16 protein-coding genes are annotated in these 19,609 nt (G+C 62.8%); 4 read left to right on the forward strand and 12 right to left on the reverse strand.

The annotated features are described in order from the left end of the window. Positions 1–195 precede the first annotated feature (195 nt). From QQL24_RS00585 to QQL24_RS00605, 5 genes are all read right to left on the reverse strand, one after another. Positions 196–1,662 (reverse strand): FAD-linked oxidase C-terminal domain-containing protein, encoded by a 1,467-nt coding sequence (locus QQL24_RS00585; protein WP_284309932.1) that lies wholly within the window; start codon positions 1,660–1,662, stop codon positions 196–198. An 80-nt stretch (positions 1,663–1,742) separates the two neighbouring features. Next, positions 1,743–2,459, reverse strand: a complete 717-nt coding sequence (locus QQL24_RS00590; protein ID WP_284309933.1) for a type 1 glutamine amidotransferase — start codon at positions 2,457–2,459, stop codon at positions 1,743–1,745. 103 nt (positions 2,460–2,562) lie between these two features. After that, positions 2,563–3,279, reverse strand: a complete 717-nt coding sequence (locus tag QQL24_RS00595) for a type 1 glutamine amidotransferase (RefSeq protein ID WP_284309934.1) — start codon at positions 3,277–3,279, stop codon at positions 2,563–2,565. A gap of 6 nt (positions 3,280–3,285) precedes the next feature. Then, a complete protein-coding gene (locus tag QQL24_RS00600; RefSeq protein ID WP_284309935.1) occupies positions 3,286–5,241 on the reverse strand; it encodes an acetoacetate--CoA ligase in 1,956 nt (651 codons plus the stop codon). Between the two features lie 131 nt (positions 5,242–5,372). Beyond that, positions 5,373–6,395, reverse strand: a complete 1,023-nt coding sequence (locus QQL24_RS00605) for a proline racemase family protein (RefSeq protein ID WP_284309936.1) — start codon at positions 6,393–6,395, stop codon at positions 5,373–5,375. Positions 6,396–6,649: 254 nt separating this feature from the next. On the opposite strand from QQL24_RS00605, the gene QQL24_RS00610 reads away from it, so the two are divergent. Next, the gene (locus tag QQL24_RS00610; protein ID WP_284309937.1) at positions 6,650–8,518 is read left to right on the forward strand and encodes an AsmA family protein; all 1,869 of its coding nucleotides are present in this window, start codon (positions 6,650–6,652) and stop codon (positions 8,516–8,518) included. Positions 8,519–8,585: 67 nt separating this feature from the next. Here the strand turns inward: QQL24_RS00610 and QQL24_RS00615 are convergent, their stop codons facing one another. Genes QQL24_RS00615 through QQL24_RS00625 form a run of 3 tightly spaced genes read right to left on the reverse strand, consistent with a single transcriptional unit; the run spans position 8,586 to position 11,597 of the window. After that, complete coding sequence (locus QQL24_RS00615; protein WP_284309938.1) at positions 8,586–9,404, reverse strand: ABC transporter permease; 819 nt, start codon at positions 9,402–9,404, stop codon at positions 8,586–8,588. Continuing rightward, a complete protein-coding gene (locus tag QQL24_RS00620; RefSeq protein ID WP_284309939.1) occupies positions 9,401–10,399 on the reverse strand; it encodes an ABC transporter permease subunit in 999 nt (332 codons plus the stop codon). The genes QQL24_RS00615 and QQL24_RS00620 overlap by 4 nt, the downstream gene beginning before the upstream one ends. A 10-nt stretch (positions 10,400–10,409) precedes the next feature. Next, positions 10,410–11,597: an ABC transporter ATP-binding protein gene (locus tag QQL24_RS00625; RefSeq protein WP_284309940.1), complete on the reverse strand. Its 1,188-nt coding sequence runs from the start codon at positions 11,595–11,597 to the stop codon at positions 10,410–10,412. 356 nt (positions 11,598–11,953) lie between these two features. On the opposite strand from QQL24_RS00625, the gene QQL24_RS00630 reads away from it, so the two are divergent. Next, positions 11,954–13,387, forward strand: coding sequence for a glutamine synthetase family protein (locus QQL24_RS00630; RefSeq protein WP_284309941.1), 1,434 nt, complete (start codon positions 11,954–11,956; stop codon positions 13,385–13,387). A 143-nt stretch (positions 13,388–13,530) separates the two neighbouring features. Beyond that, positions 13,531–14,820, forward strand: coding sequence for an NAD(P)/FAD-dependent oxidoreductase (locus QQL24_RS00635; protein WP_284309942.1), 1,290 nt, complete (start codon positions 13,531–13,533; stop codon positions 14,818–14,820). A gap of 91 nt (positions 14,821–14,911) precedes the next feature. Here the strand turns inward: QQL24_RS00635 and QQL24_RS00640 are convergent, their stop codons facing one another. The 4 genes from QQL24_RS00640 to QQL24_RS00655 form a co-directional block, all read right to left on the reverse strand. Beyond that, positions 14,912–15,430 (reverse strand): hypothetical protein, encoded by a 519-nt coding sequence (locus QQL24_RS00640; RefSeq protein ID WP_284309943.1) that lies wholly within the window; start codon positions 15,428–15,430, stop codon positions 14,912–14,914. Between the two features lie 11 nt (positions 15,431–15,441). Then, positions 15,442–16,791, reverse strand: a complete 1,350-nt coding sequence (locus QQL24_RS00645) for an HD domain-containing protein (RefSeq protein WP_284309944.1) — start codon at positions 16,789–16,791, stop codon at positions 15,442–15,444. Positions 16,792–17,071: 280 nt separating this feature from the next. Then, a complete protein-coding gene (locus QQL24_RS00650) occupies positions 17,072–17,620 on the reverse strand; it encodes a TetR/AcrR family transcriptional regulator (RefSeq protein ID WP_284309945.1) in 549 nt (182 codons plus the stop codon). Positions 17,621–17,727: 107 nt separating this feature from the next. After that, on the reverse strand, positions 17,728–18,201 hold the full coding sequence (locus QQL24_RS00655) for a nuclear transport factor 2 family protein (RefSeq protein ID WP_284309946.1): 474 nt from the start codon (positions 18,199–18,201) through the stop codon (positions 17,728–17,730). Between the two features lie 301 nt (positions 18,202–18,502). Between QQL24_RS00655 and QQL24_RS00660 the strand changes: the two genes are divergently transcribed. Next, complete coding sequence (locus QQL24_RS00660) at positions 18,503–19,537, forward strand: LacI family DNA-binding transcriptional regulator (protein ID WP_284309947.1); 1,035 nt, start codon at positions 18,503–18,505, stop codon at positions 19,535–19,537. Positions 19,538–19,609: the final 72 nt, after the last annotated feature.

The raw sequence follows: 19,609 nt of genomic DNA on the forward strand, positions 1-19,609 counted from the left end.
AACGAAGCTGGGGGAGGTGGCCGAACGAAGTGAGGTCGGAGGGGGTGTGGGCCGAGTGTGGCGCGCGAACCGCCAATCCGTAACTGTGTTCCTCGTGCTTTGTCCTGACCTCACCCCCTCCGTCACGACTTCGTCGTGCCACCTCCCCCAGCTTCGTGGGGGAGGCTTTGCGCGGCGCCTCTTGGCATTCAAAACTCACTTCCACCCTCCCGGCCGCATATCCAGCGGGAAGACCTTGGCCGGGTTCAGCAGCCAGTGGGGATCGAAGGCCAGCTTCAAGTCCCGCTGCTGGTCGAGATCGGTCTGGTTGAACTGTTCGCGCATCAGGTCACGCTTCTCGATGCCGACGCCGTGCTCGCCGGTGAGGCAGCCGCCGGCCTCGACACACAGGCGCAGGATGTCGAAGCCGCAGGCCTCGGCCTTTTCGCGCTGGTTGGCGTCGTTGACATTGTAGAGCACGAGGGGATGCAGGTTGCCGTCGCCGGCATGGAAGACATTGGCGACGCGCAGGCCATAGCCCTGCGTGATCTCGTCGATGCGCTGCAGCACCATCGGCAGTTGGCCCGTCGGAATGGTGCCGTCCATGCAGATATAGTCGGCGATGCGGCCGGTGGCGCCGAAAGCGGATTTGCGGCCCTTCCAGATCGCCGCGCTCTCGGCTTCCGATTTCGAGATCTTGATGGTGGTGGCGCCATGCTCGCGCGCCATGTCGGAGATCAGGCCGAGCAGGCGGTCGATCTCGGCGTTGGAGCCCTCCACCTCGATGATCAGCATGGCGGCGGCGTCGAGCGGATAGCCGGCATGGGCGAAGCCCTCGGTGATCTCGATGGCGAGCTTGTCCATATATTCGATCGCCACCGGGATGATGCCGGAGGCGATGATGGCGGCGACGCAGCGCCCGGCATCCTCGGGCGCGGCAAAGCCCACCAGCATCGGGCGCGCGCCCTCGGCCATCGGCAGGATGCGCACCACCGCCTCCGTCACGATGCCGAACTGGCCCTCCGAGCCGATGACGATGCCGAGCAGATCATAGCCGTCGGCATCCATGGCATCCCCGCCGATGTCGAGGATCTCGCCCGCCATCGTCACCAGGCGCACGCCGAGGATGTTGTTGGTGGTGACGCCATATTTGAGGCAGTGCGCCCCGCCCGAATTCATGGCGATATTGCCGGCGATGGTGCAGGCGAGCTGGCTGGAAGGGTCGGGCGCGTAGAAGAAAGCCTCATGGGCGACGGCGCCGGAGATGCCGAGATTGGTGATGCCGGCCTGCACGCGGGCCAGACGGTCCTCGAAGCGCAGCTCCAGCACGCGGTTCATCTTGGACAGGCCGACCACCACGGCATCGGCCTGGGGCAGGGCGCCCCCGGCGAGCGAGGTACCGGCCCCGCGCGGGATCACGGGCACCCCCTCCTGGTTGAGGAATTTCAGGATTGCCGCGACCTGTTCCGTCGTCTCCGGCAGCACCACCACGAGCGGTATCGTGCGATAGGCGGTGAAGGCATCCGTCTCATAGGCGCGGCGCTCGTCCTCGCTGCTGATCAGGTTCTCGGCCGGAACGAGCTTTGCCAATCCGTCGACGATCGCCTGGCGGCGGGCCAGGATCGCCGGATCGGGCGAGGGCATGGGAATGCCGGTGGTACTTTGCGGCGTTCCTTCGGGCATGGTCTGGTTCCTCCTGGGACCGCCGGCTTTCCAGTCGGCGTGAAACCTTGGGCCGGCTGGAAAGCCGGCGGTCCCAAGCGCTATTCTCGCGCGAGCCGCATGAAATTGCGATAGAGAATGGAGGCATTGGCCTCAAATGCCGCAGCATGCGCTGCGATCTCCGCCTGCAGCCTTTCCATGGCGCCCTCGCCATTGGTCTTTTCGAGCGCTGCCCGGTAGTCGGGGACGCAGGCCCATTCCCGCACGGCTTCGAGCTCGGCCTCGACATGGTACTGCATGCCCCAGGTGCGCGGCGCCGCCCGCATGGCCTGGACGGCGCAGAGCGGGGAGGAGGACAGCACCTCGGCGCCCTCCGGCGGCTGCGCCACGCGCACGGAATGCCATTGCAGCGCCGGAAAGCTTGAAGCGAGGCCCTCGAAGAGCGGATCGACCTTGCCCGACGCCGTGAGATCGACGTCGAAGACGCCGACCTCCGGCGGCTTCTGCGGCCCGCAGGTTCCGCCGAGCGCATCCGCCAGCAATTGATGGCCGAGGCAGATGCCGAGAAACGGCCTCTGCAGCTCGCGCACCCAGCGCCGGATGACGCGCTTCTCCTCGATCAGCCAGGGAAACTCCTCGACATCCCAGACATCCATCGCCCCGCCCATCACCCAGAGCGCGTCATAGGGCTCCAGAGCCGGGATGACGCCGCCGTCGTCGAGCTCCACCGCATCCCATTCGACGCCATCCCGGGCGAAATGGGAACGGAAGATGCCGGGATGCTCGGAGGCAAGGTGCTGCAGGACGAGGATGCGCATGGGGACTCGGCTGGATTGTTAATCCGGCTTATCGGACAGGATAAGGCGTCTTTGATCAAGAGGTTGGGCGTTACCCGACCGTGAAGAATTCGGCGCCTTGCTCTCAACCCTGCACGGCCCGCATGAAGTTGCGGTAGAGCAGGACGGCATTGCCTTCCAGCTCGCCGGCGCGGCTTACCATCTCCGTCTCCAGGCGCGCCATGGCGCCCTCGCCATGACGCCGCTCGAAGGAGGCCTGGTAGTCGCCATGGGTGCTCCAGTCGCGCACGGACTGGTCATCCGCCTCGGCGTGGAATTGCAGGCCCCAGGCGCGCGGCGCAGCCTGTATGGCCTCGACGCTGCAGCCGGCGCTGCTTGCCAGCACCTGTGCGCCCTCGGGCGGCTGGGCAACGCGCACCGCATGCCATTCCAGGGCCTTGAAGCATGGCGAAAGGCCCGAGAACAGCGGATCCTCGCGCCCGGCCGGCGTAGCCTCCATGTCGCGCAGGCCGACATCGGACTGGCGCATCGGCCCGCAGGTGCCGCCGAGCGCATCCGTCAGCAACTGGTGACCGAGGCAGAAACCGAGGAAAGGACGCTGCAACTCCCGCACCCAGCGGCGGATGGTCTGTTTCTCCTCGACGAGCCAGGAATGCTCGTCAACGTCCCAGACATTCATCTCTCCGCCCATCACCCAGAGCGCGTCATAGGCATCGAGCGAGGGGATCGCCTCGCCGCGATCGAGACGGATCGCGTCCCAAATGACGCCGTCGCGAGCGAAGAACGAACGGAAGATGCCGGGATGGCCGGCGGTCAGGTGCTGGAAGACGAGGAGGCGCATGAATGTTCAGACTTTCAGTTCCGGCAGATCCTTGTACAGCGCCAGTGCTTCCGGATTGGCCAGCGCCTCCTGGTTCTTCACGCCGCGTCCGGCCACGATGTCGCGCACGGCGAGCTCGGTGATCTTGCCGGATTTGGTGCGCGGGATATCCGCCACTTGCAGGATCCTGGCCGGCACATGGCGCGGGGAGGCGCCGCTGCGGATCTGGCGCTTGATGCGATCGACCAGGGCGTCGTCGAGCATCACGCCGTCGCGCAGGCGCACGAAGAGCACGATGCGCACGTCACCCTCCCAATCCTGGCCGATGGCGATGGATTCCAGCACCTCCGGGATCTTCTCGACCTGGGCGTAGAGCTCGGCGGTGCCGATGCGCACACCGCCTGGATTGAGGGTGGCGTCCGAGCGGCCATGGATGATCAGGCCGCCATGGCGGGTCCATTCGGCGAAGTCGCCATGGTGCCAGACATTGTCGAAGCGCTCGAAATAGGCGGCGGTGTATTTCTTGCCGTCCGCATCGTTCCAGAACATCACCGGCATCGACGGGAAAGGCTTCACGCAGACGAGCTCGCCCTTTTCCTCGCGCACCGGTTTGCCGTCGTCGTTCCAGACATCCACGGCCATGCCGAGGCCGGCCGCCTGGATCTCGCCGGACCACACAGGGGCGGTGGGATCGCCCAGTACGAAGCAGGAGACGATGTCGGTGCCGCCGGAGATCGAGGCGAGATGGAGATCGCCCTTCACCTCCTCATAGACCCAGCGAAAGCCCTCCGGAGAGAGAGGGGAGCCGGTCGAGGTCATCAGGCGCAAAGCGGAGAGATCATGCGTGGTGCGCGGTGTCAGGCCGGCCTTGTGGGCGGCGTCGATATATTTGGCCGAGGTGCCGAACAGCACGCCCTTTTCCCGCGTGACGAAGTCGAACAGCACGCCCGGCACCGGATGGAACGGCGAACCGTCGAAGAGAAGAAGCGTCTCGCCATTGGCGAGGCCCGCGACCAGCCAGTTCCACATCATCCAGCCGCAGGTGGTGAAGTAGAAGCTGCGGTCGCCGGGCTTGAGGTCGCACTGGTAGCGGTGCTCCTTGACGAGCTGCAGCAGCGTACCGCCGGCGCCATGCACGATGCATTTCGGCACGCCCGTGGTGCCGGAGGAATACAGGATGAACAGCGGCTGGTTGAAGGGCAGCCGTGCGAATTCGACCTGCCTGGCCGCATAGGGCGCGATGAAGGCCTCGAGCGTGCGGGCGCCGCGGATCTGGCCGGCAAGGGCCTCGGCTTCGCCGAGATAGGGCACGATCACGCATCTGCCGCCGAGCTGCGCCGCGATCGCCACCACCTTGGCGGCATTGTCGATGCGCTTGCCGGCATACCAATAGCCGTCGATGGCGAAGAACAGCTTGGGCTCGATCTGGCCGAAGCGGTCGAGCACGCCGCGCTCGCCGAAATCGGGCGAGCAGGAGGAGAAGATCGCGCCCATGGAGGCGGCCGCCAGCATGATGGCGATGGTCTCGGGCCGATTCGGCATCATGGCCGCCACGCGATCGCCTCGCTCGACGCCCTCGGCCCGCATGGCCTGCTGCAGGCGGGAGACGAGGGCGTTGAGTTCGCGCCAGCTCATGGTGAGGCTGGCCTTGTCCTCGCCCTGGAAGATCAGCGCCGGCGTGTCATCGTCGCGTGCCAAGAGGTTCTCGGCGAAGTTCAGCCTGGCATCGGGGAAGAAGCGTGCCTTCTGGATGCGATCGAGGTCGATGGCGAGGCGTTCGCCCTTCTCGCCCTTGATGCCGCTGTCGTCCCAGACGAGGCTCCAGAAATCGCCCTGGCTCTCGATGGACCAGCGGTGCAGGTCGGCATAGGTCTTGAGCGCCAAGCCGTGCCGGGCATTGGCTGCGGCGATCAGGGCCATCACTTGCGTCCCGGCAAGGCGTTCGGGCGAAGGGGTCCAGAGTGGTTTATCGGCAGTCGTCATGAAGAGATCCTGGCGAAGCTGGGAGCGCGGACATCTTGTCCGCCTCCTCCTATGCTGCAAGCGCGATGTTTTCGAAAGTGGGCAAGAGTTCCGTGGATGATTGGAGTGGCGGTCAGAGACCGCCACTCCAATCATCCACGTAGCGCACCATAATTCGGCGGCAGCACGAAGCCATGACCAAGCGGATCGTCGGGATCGATCTCGAAGATGGCGGTGCCGCTGAAGGCCGATTGGCCGGCGACACGAACCCGCACGGTATCGTCCTTCACCTGCGTGATGCGGGCCTGGAAGGGCAGGCCCGTCGGGCCCATGAAGCGTCGCTCGATATCCCTGCCGATCAGGCCGCGGCCATGGTCGCGCGCCATGCGGGCGGTGACGCCGCTGCCCGTGGGGCTGCGATCGATCTGCCCCTCGGCGAAGATGCAAAGGTTGTAGGTCGGCTCGGCCGCCACGGCATCATCGGTCAGGATCGTGCCATAGAGAAAGCCCAGATCCGCTTCCTCAGGATGCAGGACGCTCAGCTGCTGCCGTCCGGCGGCGGTGATGGCGGTGCCGGCTGCGACCAATCGCTCCAGCGGCGTCGAGAAGAAGTCCAGGCCAAGGCGCGAGGCTGGCAGGATCGCGTAGAAGGCGCCGCCGAAGCTGACGTCGCAGGCAACGCGGCCAAAGCCGGGCACGTCGAGCTCGGCGTCCTTCTGGCTCAGGAAGGCCGGCACGCTCTCAAAAGCGGTCTCCACCACGCGCCCCGCTTCGACCCGGCAGGCGACATCGACGACACCGCAGGGCAGTTCGAGACCAAACCGGGTTTCCGGCGCCGTGGCAGCGATCTGGCCGCTTTCCACCAGCCATTTGCCGATGGCGATGGTGGCATGGCCGCACATGGTGCTGTAGCCCTCATTATGGGTGAACAGAGCGGCAAAGGCCGCTTCTCGCGCATGCGGCCTGACCGGAATGACGCCGTACATGCCGGAATGGCCGCGCGGCTCCAGCATCATCGCCCGTCGCAAATCATCATGCTTGGCCAGCGCCTCGCGCCTTTTGTCGAGGATGGTGGTGCCGGTCAGCTCGGGATATCCGCCTGTGACGATGCGCACCGGCTCCCCGGCTGTGTGCATATCCACAATGCTCAGCGTGCGGATTGGCGGCTTTCCCATTATAATTTCCAGCTTTGTTAACCATGCATCTGCCATGCTATAGACGTGCACAGACTAGCAATACCCTGGGACGGTCACATATTACGTCGGTTCGGCCACGCCGCCCGGCATGGACGGGCTATCACAACCCGGCCTCGCTTTTACCACGATGGCCTGCCATCTATAGTGAACGTCGTTTGTGAGTCAGCCCCGCCCAACCGGCGTGCGCGATTGATAATCAAACATCTTTTTATCGAGTGAGGCGCGGATCCCGCATGAAGCGTATTGGGCTATCATTAGCCGCCATCGCTGCCGCGCTCGTCGCCCTGGTTCTCATCGTCCCCTCGCTGGCACCTGAGAGCGCGCTGCGGGAGGCGCTGACGCGCCAGCTTGTGGCGCTCACCGGACGCCCGGTGCGAATCGACGGCCCGGTGCGTCTGTCCTGGGCACCGCTCCCCACGCTGCTGGTGGAGAAAGTGACCATTCCCGGCCCCGATGGCATGCCGCCGCTGCTCGTCAGCGACAAGCTCCAGGGCGAACTGAACCTGACGCCGCTCCTGATCGGCCGCCTCGAGGTGTCCAGCCTGATGCTGAAGCGGGCGCGCATCGGGTTGACGACGACCAAGACCCACGATCATTCCTGGGATTTCAAGACCGGCGTGCTGGCCGATGCCGCCAATGGCCATTTCGAGAAGGCGATGCCGATTTCCGCACTTCGCCTGGTCGACAGCACCATCCAATATGCCGATGCCGGCGGGCAATCGACGACGGTGTCGATCGAGGACGCGACCCTGGCCTGGTCGGGCCTCACGGACGCGATGTCCGCTTCCGGCATCATCAATTGGCGTGACCGCAATGCCGAGGTCTCGGTGGCGATAGCCGAACCTGCCAGCCTGATTTCCGGCGGCAAGTCGGACATGCGCGCGCGCATCAAGGGCGAGATGCTCAACCTCACCACCAGCGGCACCGTGGACGGCGACGGCAGGCTGCAGGGGCAGGTCACCGCCAACGGCGCTTCGCTGCGCGAGACCCTGCGCTGGCTCGGTCTGCCCCTGCCGGACGGGCACAGCCTTGCCGCCTTTGAGGTGCAGTCGCCGGTCACCGTCGATCCCACCGGCATTTCGCTGGACGATGTCCAGCTTACGCTCGACGGCAATGAGGCCGAGGGCTCGCTCCTCATCCAGCTTGCAGGCGAACGGCCCAAGGTCAGCGGCACCTTGGCGGCCGACACCATCGACCTCTCTGCCTATTCGAGCGAGGTGCAGCTCTCCCGCGGCATGCCGAGGCAGTGGCGCGACGACCGCATCAATATCAAGAGCCTGATGGTCAGCGATCTCGATGTGCGCATCTCGGCCGGTGAGACGGTGATCGACAAGATCAAACTCGGCCGCACCGCGGCAACCATTTCCAGCCATGATGGCGTGTTCGAATTCGCGCTCGGCGAGGCGGCGGCCTATGGCGGCACCCTCAAGGGCAATGTCACGCTGAAGAGCACCGGCAATGCGGTCGAGTTTACCGCTACCGGCAATTTCGATTCGGTCGAGATGGGCAAGTCGCTCCCCGATTTCTTCGGCTTCCATCATCTCGAGGGCACGGGAGAGGGCACCATCGAAATCAATGGTACCGGCGCTTCCGTGGCCGAGCTGTCGCGCTCCCTGGAAGGCCGCGCCGACATCAAGGTCGGCAATGGCGCCCTGGTCGGCATCGATCTCGCCGATCTCATGCAGAAGATCGAAAAACGCCCGCTCTCGGCGCGGTTCGAGTCCGGCTATGGCGGCCGCACCACCTTCGACACCGCGCAGGCGAGCTTCAAGATCACTGGAGGCCTGGCCAAGACCACGGATTGCCGCCTGGACAACGGCTCGCTTTCGGTGACCCTGGCCGGCCAGAGCAACATCGCCCTTCGAAGCCTCGACATGGCAGGCATGGCCAATTGGAGCGACGGCGACGGGGCCAGCCCCTTCCGCCTGCCGTTCCGTGTCTCTGGTGGCTGGGACGTGCCGGTGGTCGAGCCCGACACGGAAGCCCTCATCCGCCGCTCCGGCGCCGCCGCCCCGCTGCTGCGCAGCTTCGCCAAGCCCGGCCAGGACGTGACGCAGGACTCGGTGACGAGCGTGCCGGCATCGTCGGCGCAGGCGCAGTAACTGGGAGCACGGACGTCCCTACGACACTCACTTCAGTGTCGTAGAGGGACGTCCGTGCTCCCAGCTTTTACCCCGCCGCCGCCAGCCTTTCCGCCCGCTCGCGCTCTGCCTCTGCACGCCTCGTATAGATCGCGGCGGCAACAACGCCGAGGGCGACCACCGCCAGCATCAGGGTACAGGCGGCGTTCATCTCCGGCTTCACGCCAAGCTTGACCTGCGAATAGATGATCATCGGCAGGGTGTTGATGCCGGCCGAGGAGGTGAAGCGGGCGATCACGAGGTCATCGAGCGAGAGCGTGAAGGCCAGCATCCAGCCCGAAATCACCGCCGGCGCGATGATCGGCAGCGTGATCAGGAAGAAGGACTTGAAAGGCCGGCAGCCCAGATCCAGCGCGGCTTCCTCGATGGAGCGGTCGAAGGAGAGGAGGCGCGATTGCACCACCACCGTGACGAAGCACATGGTGAGCGTGGTGTGGGCAAAGGTCACCGTCCAGAAGCCCATCTGGACGTTCGTCGCCACGAAGAACAGCATCAGCGACACGCCGATGATGATCTCCGGCATGACCAGCGGCGCATAGACCATGGCCGAGAAGGTCATGCGAGAGGGAAAGCGCCCGAGCCGCACCAGCACGATGGCGGCCAGGGTGCCGAGGATGGTGGCCAGCGTCGCCGAGAGGGCTCCGATGCGCAGCGTGACCCAGGCGGCGGCCAGGAAGGCGTCGTCGTGGAACAGCACGCCATACCAGCGGGCGGACCAGCCGCCCCACACCGTCACCAGCCTGGAATCATTGAAGGAATAGATCACCAGGATGAGGATCGGCAGATAGAGGAAGGCAAGGCCGAGGGCGACCGAGGTGGCATTGAACAAGGAGGCGCCGCTTTTCATCGATTGGCCTCCAGAGCCTTGGCCTGAATATGCTGGTAATAGGTGATCGGCCCGACCAGCACCACGAGCAGGATGATCGCCAGCGCCGAAGCGGTGGGCCAGTCGCGGTTCAGGAGGAAGAGGTCGAACAGCGACTTGCCGATCATTAGGGTCTGCGAGCCACCGAGCAGGTCGGGGATGACGAACTCACCCACCGCCGGGATGAAGCACAGCATGCAGCCGGCGATCACGCCAGGCAGCGACAGCGGGAAGGTGACCAGCCAGAACGCCTTGATCGGCTTGCAGCCGAGATCCGCGGCGGCCTCCAAGAGGGTGTGGTCCATCTTCTCCAGCGTCGAATAGAGCGGCAGCACCATGAAGGGCAGGTAGGAATAGACCATGCCGATATAGACGGCCCAGTTGGTGCCGAGCAACTCCGGCGGGTTGGCCATGTCGACCAGGCCGACCTGCGAGAGGGCGAGGTTGAGAAGACCCTGACCCTTGAGAATGCCGGTCCAGGCATAGACGCGGATGAGGAAGGAGGTCCAGAAGGGCAGGATCACCAGCATCAGCAGCGTCGGCCGCAGCGTTTTCGAGGCGCGGGCCATGCCATAGGCGATGGGATAACCGATCAGCAGCAGGAAAAACGTCGAGATCGCGGCAATCGTGACGGAGGAGAAGTAGGACTTGATGTAGAGCGAGTCGCCGTCTTCGCCCCAGATGTTGAAGATCGAGTAGTAATTGTCGAAGTTGAGCTGGGAGAAATAGTCCGTCAGGCTTTGCCAGGTGCCGTCGAAGCTGAACACCGGCGTATAGGGCGGGTTGCCGTCGGCGACCTGGCTGACCGAGAGCTTGAAGACGATGAAGAAGGGGATGGCGAAGAAGACGAGCGACCACAGATAGGGGATCGCGATGACGAGCGTGCGCCCGGAGAAGAAACGCTGGCGCGGCCCGTTGTCCTTGGCCACGACGACCGCGCTGTCCGCCGGTCCGGCAAGAGGGGTGGCATCGGCCATATCAGCCCCCTTACTTGGTCAGGAGCACGCCGGCATCCGGCGCGAAGGTGACATAAACCTTGTCTTCCCAGGTGAGAGGCCGTTCGACGAAGCGGCTCATATTGGCCGAACTCACCCGGATGCGCTGGCCGAGGCTGGCAATCTCGACGACATAATTGGTCCAATCGCCGAGATAACCGATGTCGAAGACCTCGCCGACGAGGCAATTGCTGGTGTCGGCTGGCGGATCGAGCGATATGCGCATCTTCTCCGGGCGGATGGCGAGGAACACGGTCTGGCCCGTGCTCACGGGCTCGGCGCTCTCGACCCGGAAGGGCGGGTTGCCGGCGGACTGCACCGAGACGGCGTTGCCGTTCACGCTGCCGACCTTGCCCTCGAAGATGTTGATGTTGCCGATGAAGTCGGCGACGTATTTCGAATTGGGCTGCTCGTAGATCACGCCCGGCGGGGCCACCTGCACCAGCTTGCCATGATCCATGACGGCGATGCGGTCGGACATCGTCATCGCCTCTTCCTGATCGTGCGTGACGATGATGAAGGTGATGCCGAGCTCGACCTGGATATCCATCAACTCGAACTGGGTTTCCTCGCGCAGTTTCTTGTCGAGGGCGCCGAGCGGCTCGTCGAGCAGCAGCACCTTGGGCTGCCTGGCGACGGCCCTCGCAAGGGCGACGCGCTGGCGCTGGCCGCCGGACAGCTGGTGCGGCTTGCGCGTGGCGAATTTCTCCAGCTTGACCAGTTTGAGCATCTGGTTGACGCGTTCCTGGATCTGCGCCTTCGGCATCTTGTCCATCTTGAGGCCGAAGGCGATGTTGTCGGAGACCGACATATGCGGGAACAGCGCATAGGACTGGAACATCATGTTGGCCGGCCGCTCATAGGGCGGCACGCCGGCAAGATCCTTGCCCGCCAGGGTGATGCGCCCGGAGGTCGGTTCCTCGAAGCCGGCCAGCATGCGCATCAGCGTGGTCTTGCCGCAGCCGGAGGGGCCGAGAAGGGAAAAGAATTCGCGCTGGTGGATATCGATCGAGACGTTGTTGACGGCGACGAAATCGCCGAAGCGCTTGGTGACATTCTCGAAGCGTATGAGTGGGACAGCGGACGGGTCGTTCCAGGGCTGGAATTTTCGGCGAACGCCCCCGATCGCCGTCTGCGATTTTACCGGCGCCGCGACGCCACCCCCGTCTGTGACACTCATGATATCCCGTCTGGCTGTTATCGTTACGTACAGCCTAAACCGGGAAGTCGACTGCGGTCCACTGGAGAAATAGGCTTTCCGTCTATTTTGTGATCACATTTTTGCGGCGCCGAATTGACTTTTACCGTCCGCTGAAGGCAGTGTGTCCCCAGCGTCGGTCTACCGATGCCTCTTTTGCGCGTCTTCCTCGATGCGCGGCGCGTGCGCCTCCGCCCTCCTAAACCAAGGGCCCGAACCGGAGGTCAGTCGCGTGATGATCCCGGGCAGGCTCCTCAGTCTGCCCTCCAGGGATCGTCAAACAGGTCGCCGGCGCTTGTTTCGGGTCGCCGCTCCGCATTTCGCGGGGTGGATGCCGCATGTGTGCGACGATGAGCAAAAAGAAAAAATCAGAAAAGCTGGAAGTTTCCGGCGTGGCGGATATCGACTCCGCGCGCGGCATCTCCGGCGTGGAGAGCGCGAGGGACTGGTTCCGCGCCCGCAATATCGAGGAAATCGAATGCCTGGTGCCCGACCAGGGCGGGGTTGCCCGCGGCAAGATCATGCCGGTGTCGAAATTTCTCAACGCCCCAGTGATGAACCTGCCGCTGTCGATCTTCTACCAGTGCATCACGGGCGAATATCCCGCCTATGACGGGCTGGTCGATGCGGTGGAAGCCGATACCGACATGTTCATGCAGCCGGACTGGTCGACACTGACCTCGGTGCCCTGGGCGATGGATCCGACCGCGCAGGTCATCCACGACGCCGTGACGCGCGACGGACGACCGGTCGAGCAGGCGCCGCGCCAGGTGCTGCGCCGCATCCGCGAACTCTATCGCAAGAAGGGCTGGCAGCCGGTGGTGGCGCCGGAGATCGAATTCTATCTGGTCGAGCCCAACACCGACGCCGATTACCCGCTCAAGCCTCCGATCGGGCGCTCCGGTCGTCCCGAAATCGGGCGCCAGGGCTATTCGATCTCGGCGGTGAACGAATTCGATGCCCTGTTCGAGGATATCTACAAATATTCCGAGCAGCAGGGCCTCGAGATCGACACGCTGATCCATGAAGACGGCGCGGCGCAGATGGAAATCAACCTGCGCCATGGCGACCCCCTGGAACTGGCCGACCAGGTCTTCCTGTTTAAGCGCACCATCCGCGAGGCTTCGCTGCAGCACAAGATCTACGCCACCTTCATGGCCAAGCCGATGACCGGCGAGCCCGGATCGGCACTGCATATCCATCAGTCCATCGTCGATGCCGACAACGGAGAGAATATCTTCTCCGATCCGGAGACCGGCGGCCCGACGTCGCTGTTCTTCTCGTTCCTGGCCGGCCAGCAGAAATATTTGCCGGCTATCATGTGCATGCTGGCGCCCTATGTGAACTCCTATCGCCGCCTGACGCGGGATTCCATGGCGCCGATCAATGTGCAATGGGGCTATGACAACCGCACGGCCGGCCTGCGCGTGCCGCCCTCCGGCCCGGCCGCGCGGCGGGTCGAGAACCGGGTGCCGTCCTCCGACGCCAACCCCTATCTCGCCACCGCGGCGGTGCTGGCCGCCGGTTATCTCGGCATGACCGAGGAACTGGAGGCCACCGCGCCGATCGAATCCGACGCCAAGAACCGTGATTTCGAACTGCCGCGCGGCCTGCTCGAAGCCGTGGCCGAGATGGAGGAATGCGAACCGATCAAGCAGGTCATGGGCTCCTCCTTCGTCTCCGCCTATGCGGCGATCAAGAAGCAGGAATACGAGACCTTCATGAAAGTGATCAGCCCCTGGGAGCGCGAGCACCTGTTGCTGAACGTGTGATCGAGTTGCTGGGATCGCAGGCGCCAACATTAGGGCGCGCGCCAGACACGGAGTGGCGGTCACCGACCGCCATCTTCCTCACCGGCAGATGCATCGTTTCCAAGATTGTCGATCGGTGATCGACACTCCAATCCAGTACCATCATGACCGAGAACACCGGCCATCCGGCCAATTCCTATTACACCGCCACCGCCCACAAGCTCGCGCCGCAGCCGGTGCTGGCCGGCGACCAGCGGGCGGATATCTGCATCGTCGGCGCGGGCTATACCGGCCTTGGCGCGGCGCTGGCCTTCGCCGAGCGCGGCCTGTCGGTGATCATCCTCGAGGCCGCGGAGATCGGCTCGGGCGCCTCCGGCCGCAATGGCGGGCAGGTGCATTCCGGCCAGCGGCGCGACCAGGACTATCTCGAAAATCTCGTCGGCCTCGATGGCGCCAAGGCATTATGGGCGATGGCGGAGGAGGCCAAGGCCCACCTCAAGGGCCTGATCGCCAGATATCGGATCGAGTGCGACTACAAGAACGGCATTCTGGTCGCCGACCACAAGCCCCACTATGTAGCGATGTCGCAGGCCTATGCCGAGAAGCTGCGCACGGTCTATGGCTACGACAAGGTGGAGGCCGTCGACAAACAGCAGCTCGATGCCCTGCTCGGCGCGAGCGGCTATCATGGCGGCTTCATCGACCATGATGGCGGACATCTTCATCCGCTCAACCTCGCCCTCGGTCTTGCCCGCGCGGCGCTCGATGTCGGCGTGCGGATCTACGAGCGATCCCGCGCCGTGGGCTATGAGTCGAAGGGCGGCAAGGCGCTCGTCCGCACCGACAAGGGCAGCGTCTCGGCGGACTGGCTGATCCTGGCCGGCGACGGCTATCTTTCCGGCCTCGACGCCTATACCGAGGCGCGGGTCATGCCGATCAACAATTTTCTCCTGGCGACGCAACCCTTTTCGGACAATGAGGCGCGAGCGCTGATCGCCAATGACTATGCGGTGGCCGACAGCCGCTTCGTCGTGAACTATTACCGCCTTTCGGCCGACCGGCGTCTGATCTTCGGTGGCGGCGAGAATTACGGCCGGGGCTTCCCGGCCGACATGAAGGCCTTCGTGCGCAAGCGCATGCTCAAAGTGTTCCCGCAGCTTGCCGACAAGCCCATCGACTATGCCTGGGGCGGCACGCTCGGCATCACCACCACGCGCCTGCCCTTCGTGCGGCGCCTGGCGCCCAACGTCCTCACCGCCTCGGGTTATTCCGGGCAGGGGGTGATGCTGGCGCCCTATTTCGGCAAGATCCTCGCCGACGTGACGGCTGCCACCCTCGGCGAGTTCGACCGACTCGCCGTTTTACCGACGCCGCCTTTCCCGGGTGGGAGGCTGCTGCGCTGGCCGACGCTGGTGGCTGGGATGAGCTACTTTGCGCTGCGGGACAGGCTATGAGGGTGCAAAAAGTGCACCGTGGCTGGAAAAGAAAGCCATCTCTCAGCGAAAGTCTTCTTAGCACTCTTGGCCGAAAATGAGATTGCCGATCCTATACGGCAGCCACGGTGGGGGGTAGCCCAACTTCAGCCAGAAGCTTCGTTGCTTCTTCCAATCGCCCGTTGTCGGTCTTCGTGCCCTTGCGACGATGTATCTCAGCTTGCCAGTCATCGACTTTCTCGAATTTCACCAACCAATGAGCCGTGGCCGCAAGTTCAAGCACCGTTACATTTTGCGAGGCCAGCTGTTTCGTAATATCCCGCAGATGGCTGTCTTTCAGACATGAAAATTGCTTGTCGTCTGCATTGCGGACAAACACACTGTAGCGCGCGCCGTCGGTCTTCCTGTAACCGTATTCCTCTCTCACCAGGCCGAAGGCCTCCGCATCAAGGATCGCACTGTCGAGATCGCGGGAATAGGGGCCATAGTGGTGATATGAATAATCGAAACCGCTTTTCGCTCCAAGCTGGTCCAGGAGATAGGCGATTTTCTGCAGACGGATGCGACTGACCAGGCGCCCCCCCGCCGCACTAAGGATGTCGGCTACATAGTGTTCGGGCTCATGCTTCATGGCGGGTTCCTTCATTTGCGTGCAGCGTCCCGTTCAAAGGCATCTGCGAAATATAGCCTAGTGAATTGCTTCTTTTGCTCTAACGCTCGGATCAAAGGAGAAAGTTTACTGATTTCAACCGGCTTGTTGCCGTCGAGGATATGCAGTTTCTTGTGCATGTGTTCCTCATCGCCACCAATTTCAGCGTAGATACCGATTGCGGCCTTGTCATCGATCATCACGGTCTCACGATCGATCTGACTGGCCAATTTTTCCCTGATTCGCCGCAATCGACTACGCTGTGTCCCCGGATCCTCTCCGAATTCTGCGATATCGAGAGTCTTGTAAAGCTTTCGCTGGCGTAGCCGTGTTGCAACCTCGGCAACGTCGGGGTCTTCCGCCCTCGACATGGCATCGATTGAACCAAAGACAAGGGTATCATCCAAGGCAAGGTAGTTTTCGACGGTTTCGCCGCCTTTCGAGAAGAATCGAAGGAGCGGGTGTTCCTCCGACAATCCACTTCTTCTTATGTCGTTTTTCTTGCCGGCTGCCAATCGCGCAAGTGCGCGGAACAGCTTGCCGATCATGTGCTCCACACAGCGGGTTGCCTTGTGAAAGTAGACCTGCTGGTGCAGCGTATAGCGCGCAAGCAGGAACTGCTCGGCAGCGGGAAGCGCCTTTGCGGTAAGGCAGAAGGTGGGAACCCGCCGCGGTTCGTGGCCATCTTCGTCTGGGGCGTCGATTTCAATATCCGCAACGCGAATATTTTCGATCAGCCAATCGAAATCGATGCCACCGGCTCCGGTTCCCGTCATCAATTTGTCCCGGCGGAGATAGTCGAGTCTATCAGCGTCGAAGGAACTTGAGACGATTGCATGGTAGATATGCTCAGGGTCTTCCTTCTCGACCAAGCTTGCGACTGCCTCGGTGAAGCCCTCCCGATGAGCGTCGAGTAGAGGCTGAACCTGTCCCCTTGGATTCCGAATAATGCCTGCAGTCCACTTTTCGTGGCGCTTCTTCACCCCGCGCGACTCTTGAACGCCTTCGAAGGTATGGCTGAACGGCCCATGACCAAGATCATGGAGCAAGGCAGCGGCAAGAGCGACTTCGGCAACTTCTTCGTCGAAGGTTTGTTCATTGCGCCTCATTTCCCGTTTCAAGACTTCAACAAGCGTGCGGGCTGTGTGGAAGACTCCGATCGAATGAGCGAAGCGTGTGTGAACGGCGCTGGGAAAGGTAAATTCTGACACGCCAAGTTGCCGGATGCGACGCAAACGTTGAAATTCTAGCGTATCAACCAATTTCCATGCGAGCATGTCGATGGCTTGATTTTCATCAAATATTATGAGCCCGTGAACCGGATCTCTCAGCCGCTTACCCATCGAATCATCCTCGCCTGGAGCCAAGATACGTAAATCGGCCAAAGAATTGAAAGTGGATGATTGCGAGCCCTTGGGGAAACTGCAGTTAGATGAATGATTCGTGTACAGTGGAAATGGGCGTCAACGTCAGGCCTTCGGCATGGACCAGGCCAGCCACCTATCGAGTTTAAGGAAGTGATCGTGGGCGTTATCGGCGAAGGCGTACCGGAGAGCCGTCTCCATCGCGTCGAGCCCCTATTTGCTTGGACGACGAATGCCTAAACTGCGTTCATAAGTACCGCTAGATGAGCGCCTGCATCCACTCTATCCGGCGTCGGAACACGCCGGGATCATCGAGCGCTCGTGCCGCCACCAGCGCCCCCTGGATGCCGGCGACCACTTCTTCCGCGAGGTTCGCGGCCGAAGCTTCATCGCGCCCGGATCGCCGCAATGCATCGGCCAGCGCATCCCGCCAAGCCGTAAAATACGCGTTGATACGGGCGGCGAAGCGGTCGCGCACGTCGCTCAGCGCGAAGACGCCGACGATGCAGACCCGCTCACCCGAATGGAAATAGCGGTCGGTGGCTTCGAACATCGCCTCGATCCCCCGGCGCGGATCCTCATGGCTGCGCAGGGGATCGAAGACATGGGCATGGAACCAGCCATCGATACCCTCGAGCACAGCCGCCGCCATCTCCTCCTTCCCGCCCGGGAAGAAATTGTAGAGGCTGCCCTTGCCCAGGCCCGTATGCTGGCTGATGAGGGCGAGGCTCGCGCCCTCATAGCCATGGGTGCGAAACACCTCGGTCAGGACAGGCAGGACGTCGGCGCGCTCGCGGATGAGCCTCATGCGGCGGGTTACCTCCGGATCGATTGGTCTGGAATCTAAAAAATCTGATGTTTTCAGTCGATTAAACTCGAATGCCGTTTCAACCGGATTGCATTTTACTCTGGGCCTCACAGCCCGAGATCGGACAGGCCCGGATGGTCCGATGGCCGGGGCTTGGAGCGGTCCCAATGGAACTTGCGCTCGCTCTCCAGGATCGGCAAGTCGTTGATGCTGGCGTGGCGCACTGCCATCAGGCCGTTTTCGTCGAACTCCCAGTTCTCATTGCCGTAGGAGCGGAACCACTCGCCCTTGTCATTGTGCCACTCATAGGCAAAGCGCACGCCGATGCGGTTCCCGCCAAAAGCCCAGAGCTCCTTGATCAGGCGATAGTCGAGCTCCTTCTGCCATTTGCGGGTAAGGAACTGGACGATCTCCGCCCGTCCGCACGGGAATTCGGAACGGTTTCGCCAGCGGCTGTCGAGCGTATAGGCTAGCGAGACGCGCTCGGGATTGCAGCTGTTCCAGCCATCCTCGGCGGCGCGGACCTTTTGGATAGCGGTCTCGTAGGTGAAGGGCGGGAGGGGGGGACGTTGTTCGGACATGGGAGTGCCTCGTTTGTACCGGTTGGTACAATATGTATTGATCGGTACAAATGTCAAGCTTGACGATCCTGAGCACAACATGCCTTTGGCGCACGATCGAAGATCCGGTGTTGCCTTTCAGACGATTCTTGCCCAGGTTCCCCGCTCCTTAAAAGGCGCACAGGCGACGCTTGCATTCGTTGATTTAAGGAGTAAAAATTTACTAATCGATTTGGACTCCCCGGAATTGATCGACGGTCAGGCCAGGGCTTGTCGTGGATCGGTTCGGCCGTGGCGGTCTCCACCGTGGCAGGGGTAGGGAATGGCAACGATCAAGGAAATCGCGGCGGCTGTCGGCGTTTCATCGGCGACGGTCTCGCGCGTTCTCAACTATGACGCGACCCTGTCGATCTCGGCCGCGAAGCGCCAGGCGGTGATCGAGGCGGCGGAGGCGCTCAAATATGCCACGCCGCGCAATCGCCATCGCGCGGCGGGTGCCGCGGTGGCGGCGCAGACCCTGGTGCCCGGCGCTGGCCGCATCGCCCTGGTGCATTTCCTGCGGCCTGCCCAGGAGTTGACCGATCCTTATTATATCGGCGTTCGGCTCGGCATCGAGAACCGCTGCCAGGCCCTGAAGATCGAGGTCGCCAAGCTCTATCACACCGATGCTCCGCCAGAGGCCGGCCTGTTGCGCGACGCCTCGGGAGTGATCGCTGTCGGCTACCACAAGCCGGAAGAGGTGGAATGGCTGCGCGAACACAGCCGAAACCTGGTTTTTGCCGATTTCTTTCCGCCTTTCGACCTGGATGATAGCGTGGCCAGCGATCTCGCGCTCGCCACGCGCAAGCTGCTCTCCGCCCTGCACGGCCGTGGCTACCGCCGCATAGGCCTCATCGGATGGATCGAGGCGTTCTATGCGGATACCGATGTTTTCAACGAGCCACGTTGCCGGGCCTATGTCGCCTGGATGAAGGAGATGGGGCTGTTCGATCCGGATATCTGCCTCACAGAGAGGCTGACACCGGAGACCGGCTACAGCCTGGCGCGTCGGCTGATGCAGGGCGCTCAGCCGCCCGAAATCATCATTACCTGCAACGACAATCTGGCGATCGGCGCCTATCGGGCCATCAAGGATCTCGGCCTGCGCATACCCAAGGACGTGGCGATTGCCGGTTTCAACGATATTCCGGTGGCCGAGCTTCTCAACCCACCGCTGTCGACCGTTCGTATTCCCGCCGAGCTGATCGGCGAAACCGCAGTCGATCTCCTGCTCGAACGATTCTCGGGGCGCGAGACCGCCAAGAAGGTCACACTGGCAACGGAACTCGTCTGGCGTGATAGCGTCGCAGAGAGATAGAAAAGCCTTCCTTTCCAGATGGATAGATCGGCTGGTAAAAATTTACTAAAGATCTTGCCTCTTTTTGCGTTC

Source organism: Labrys miyagiensis (genome assembly GCF_030160835.1).
Classification (GTDB): domain Bacteria; phylum Pseudomonadota; class Alphaproteobacteria; order Rhizobiales; family Labraceae; genus Labrys; species Labrys miyagiensis.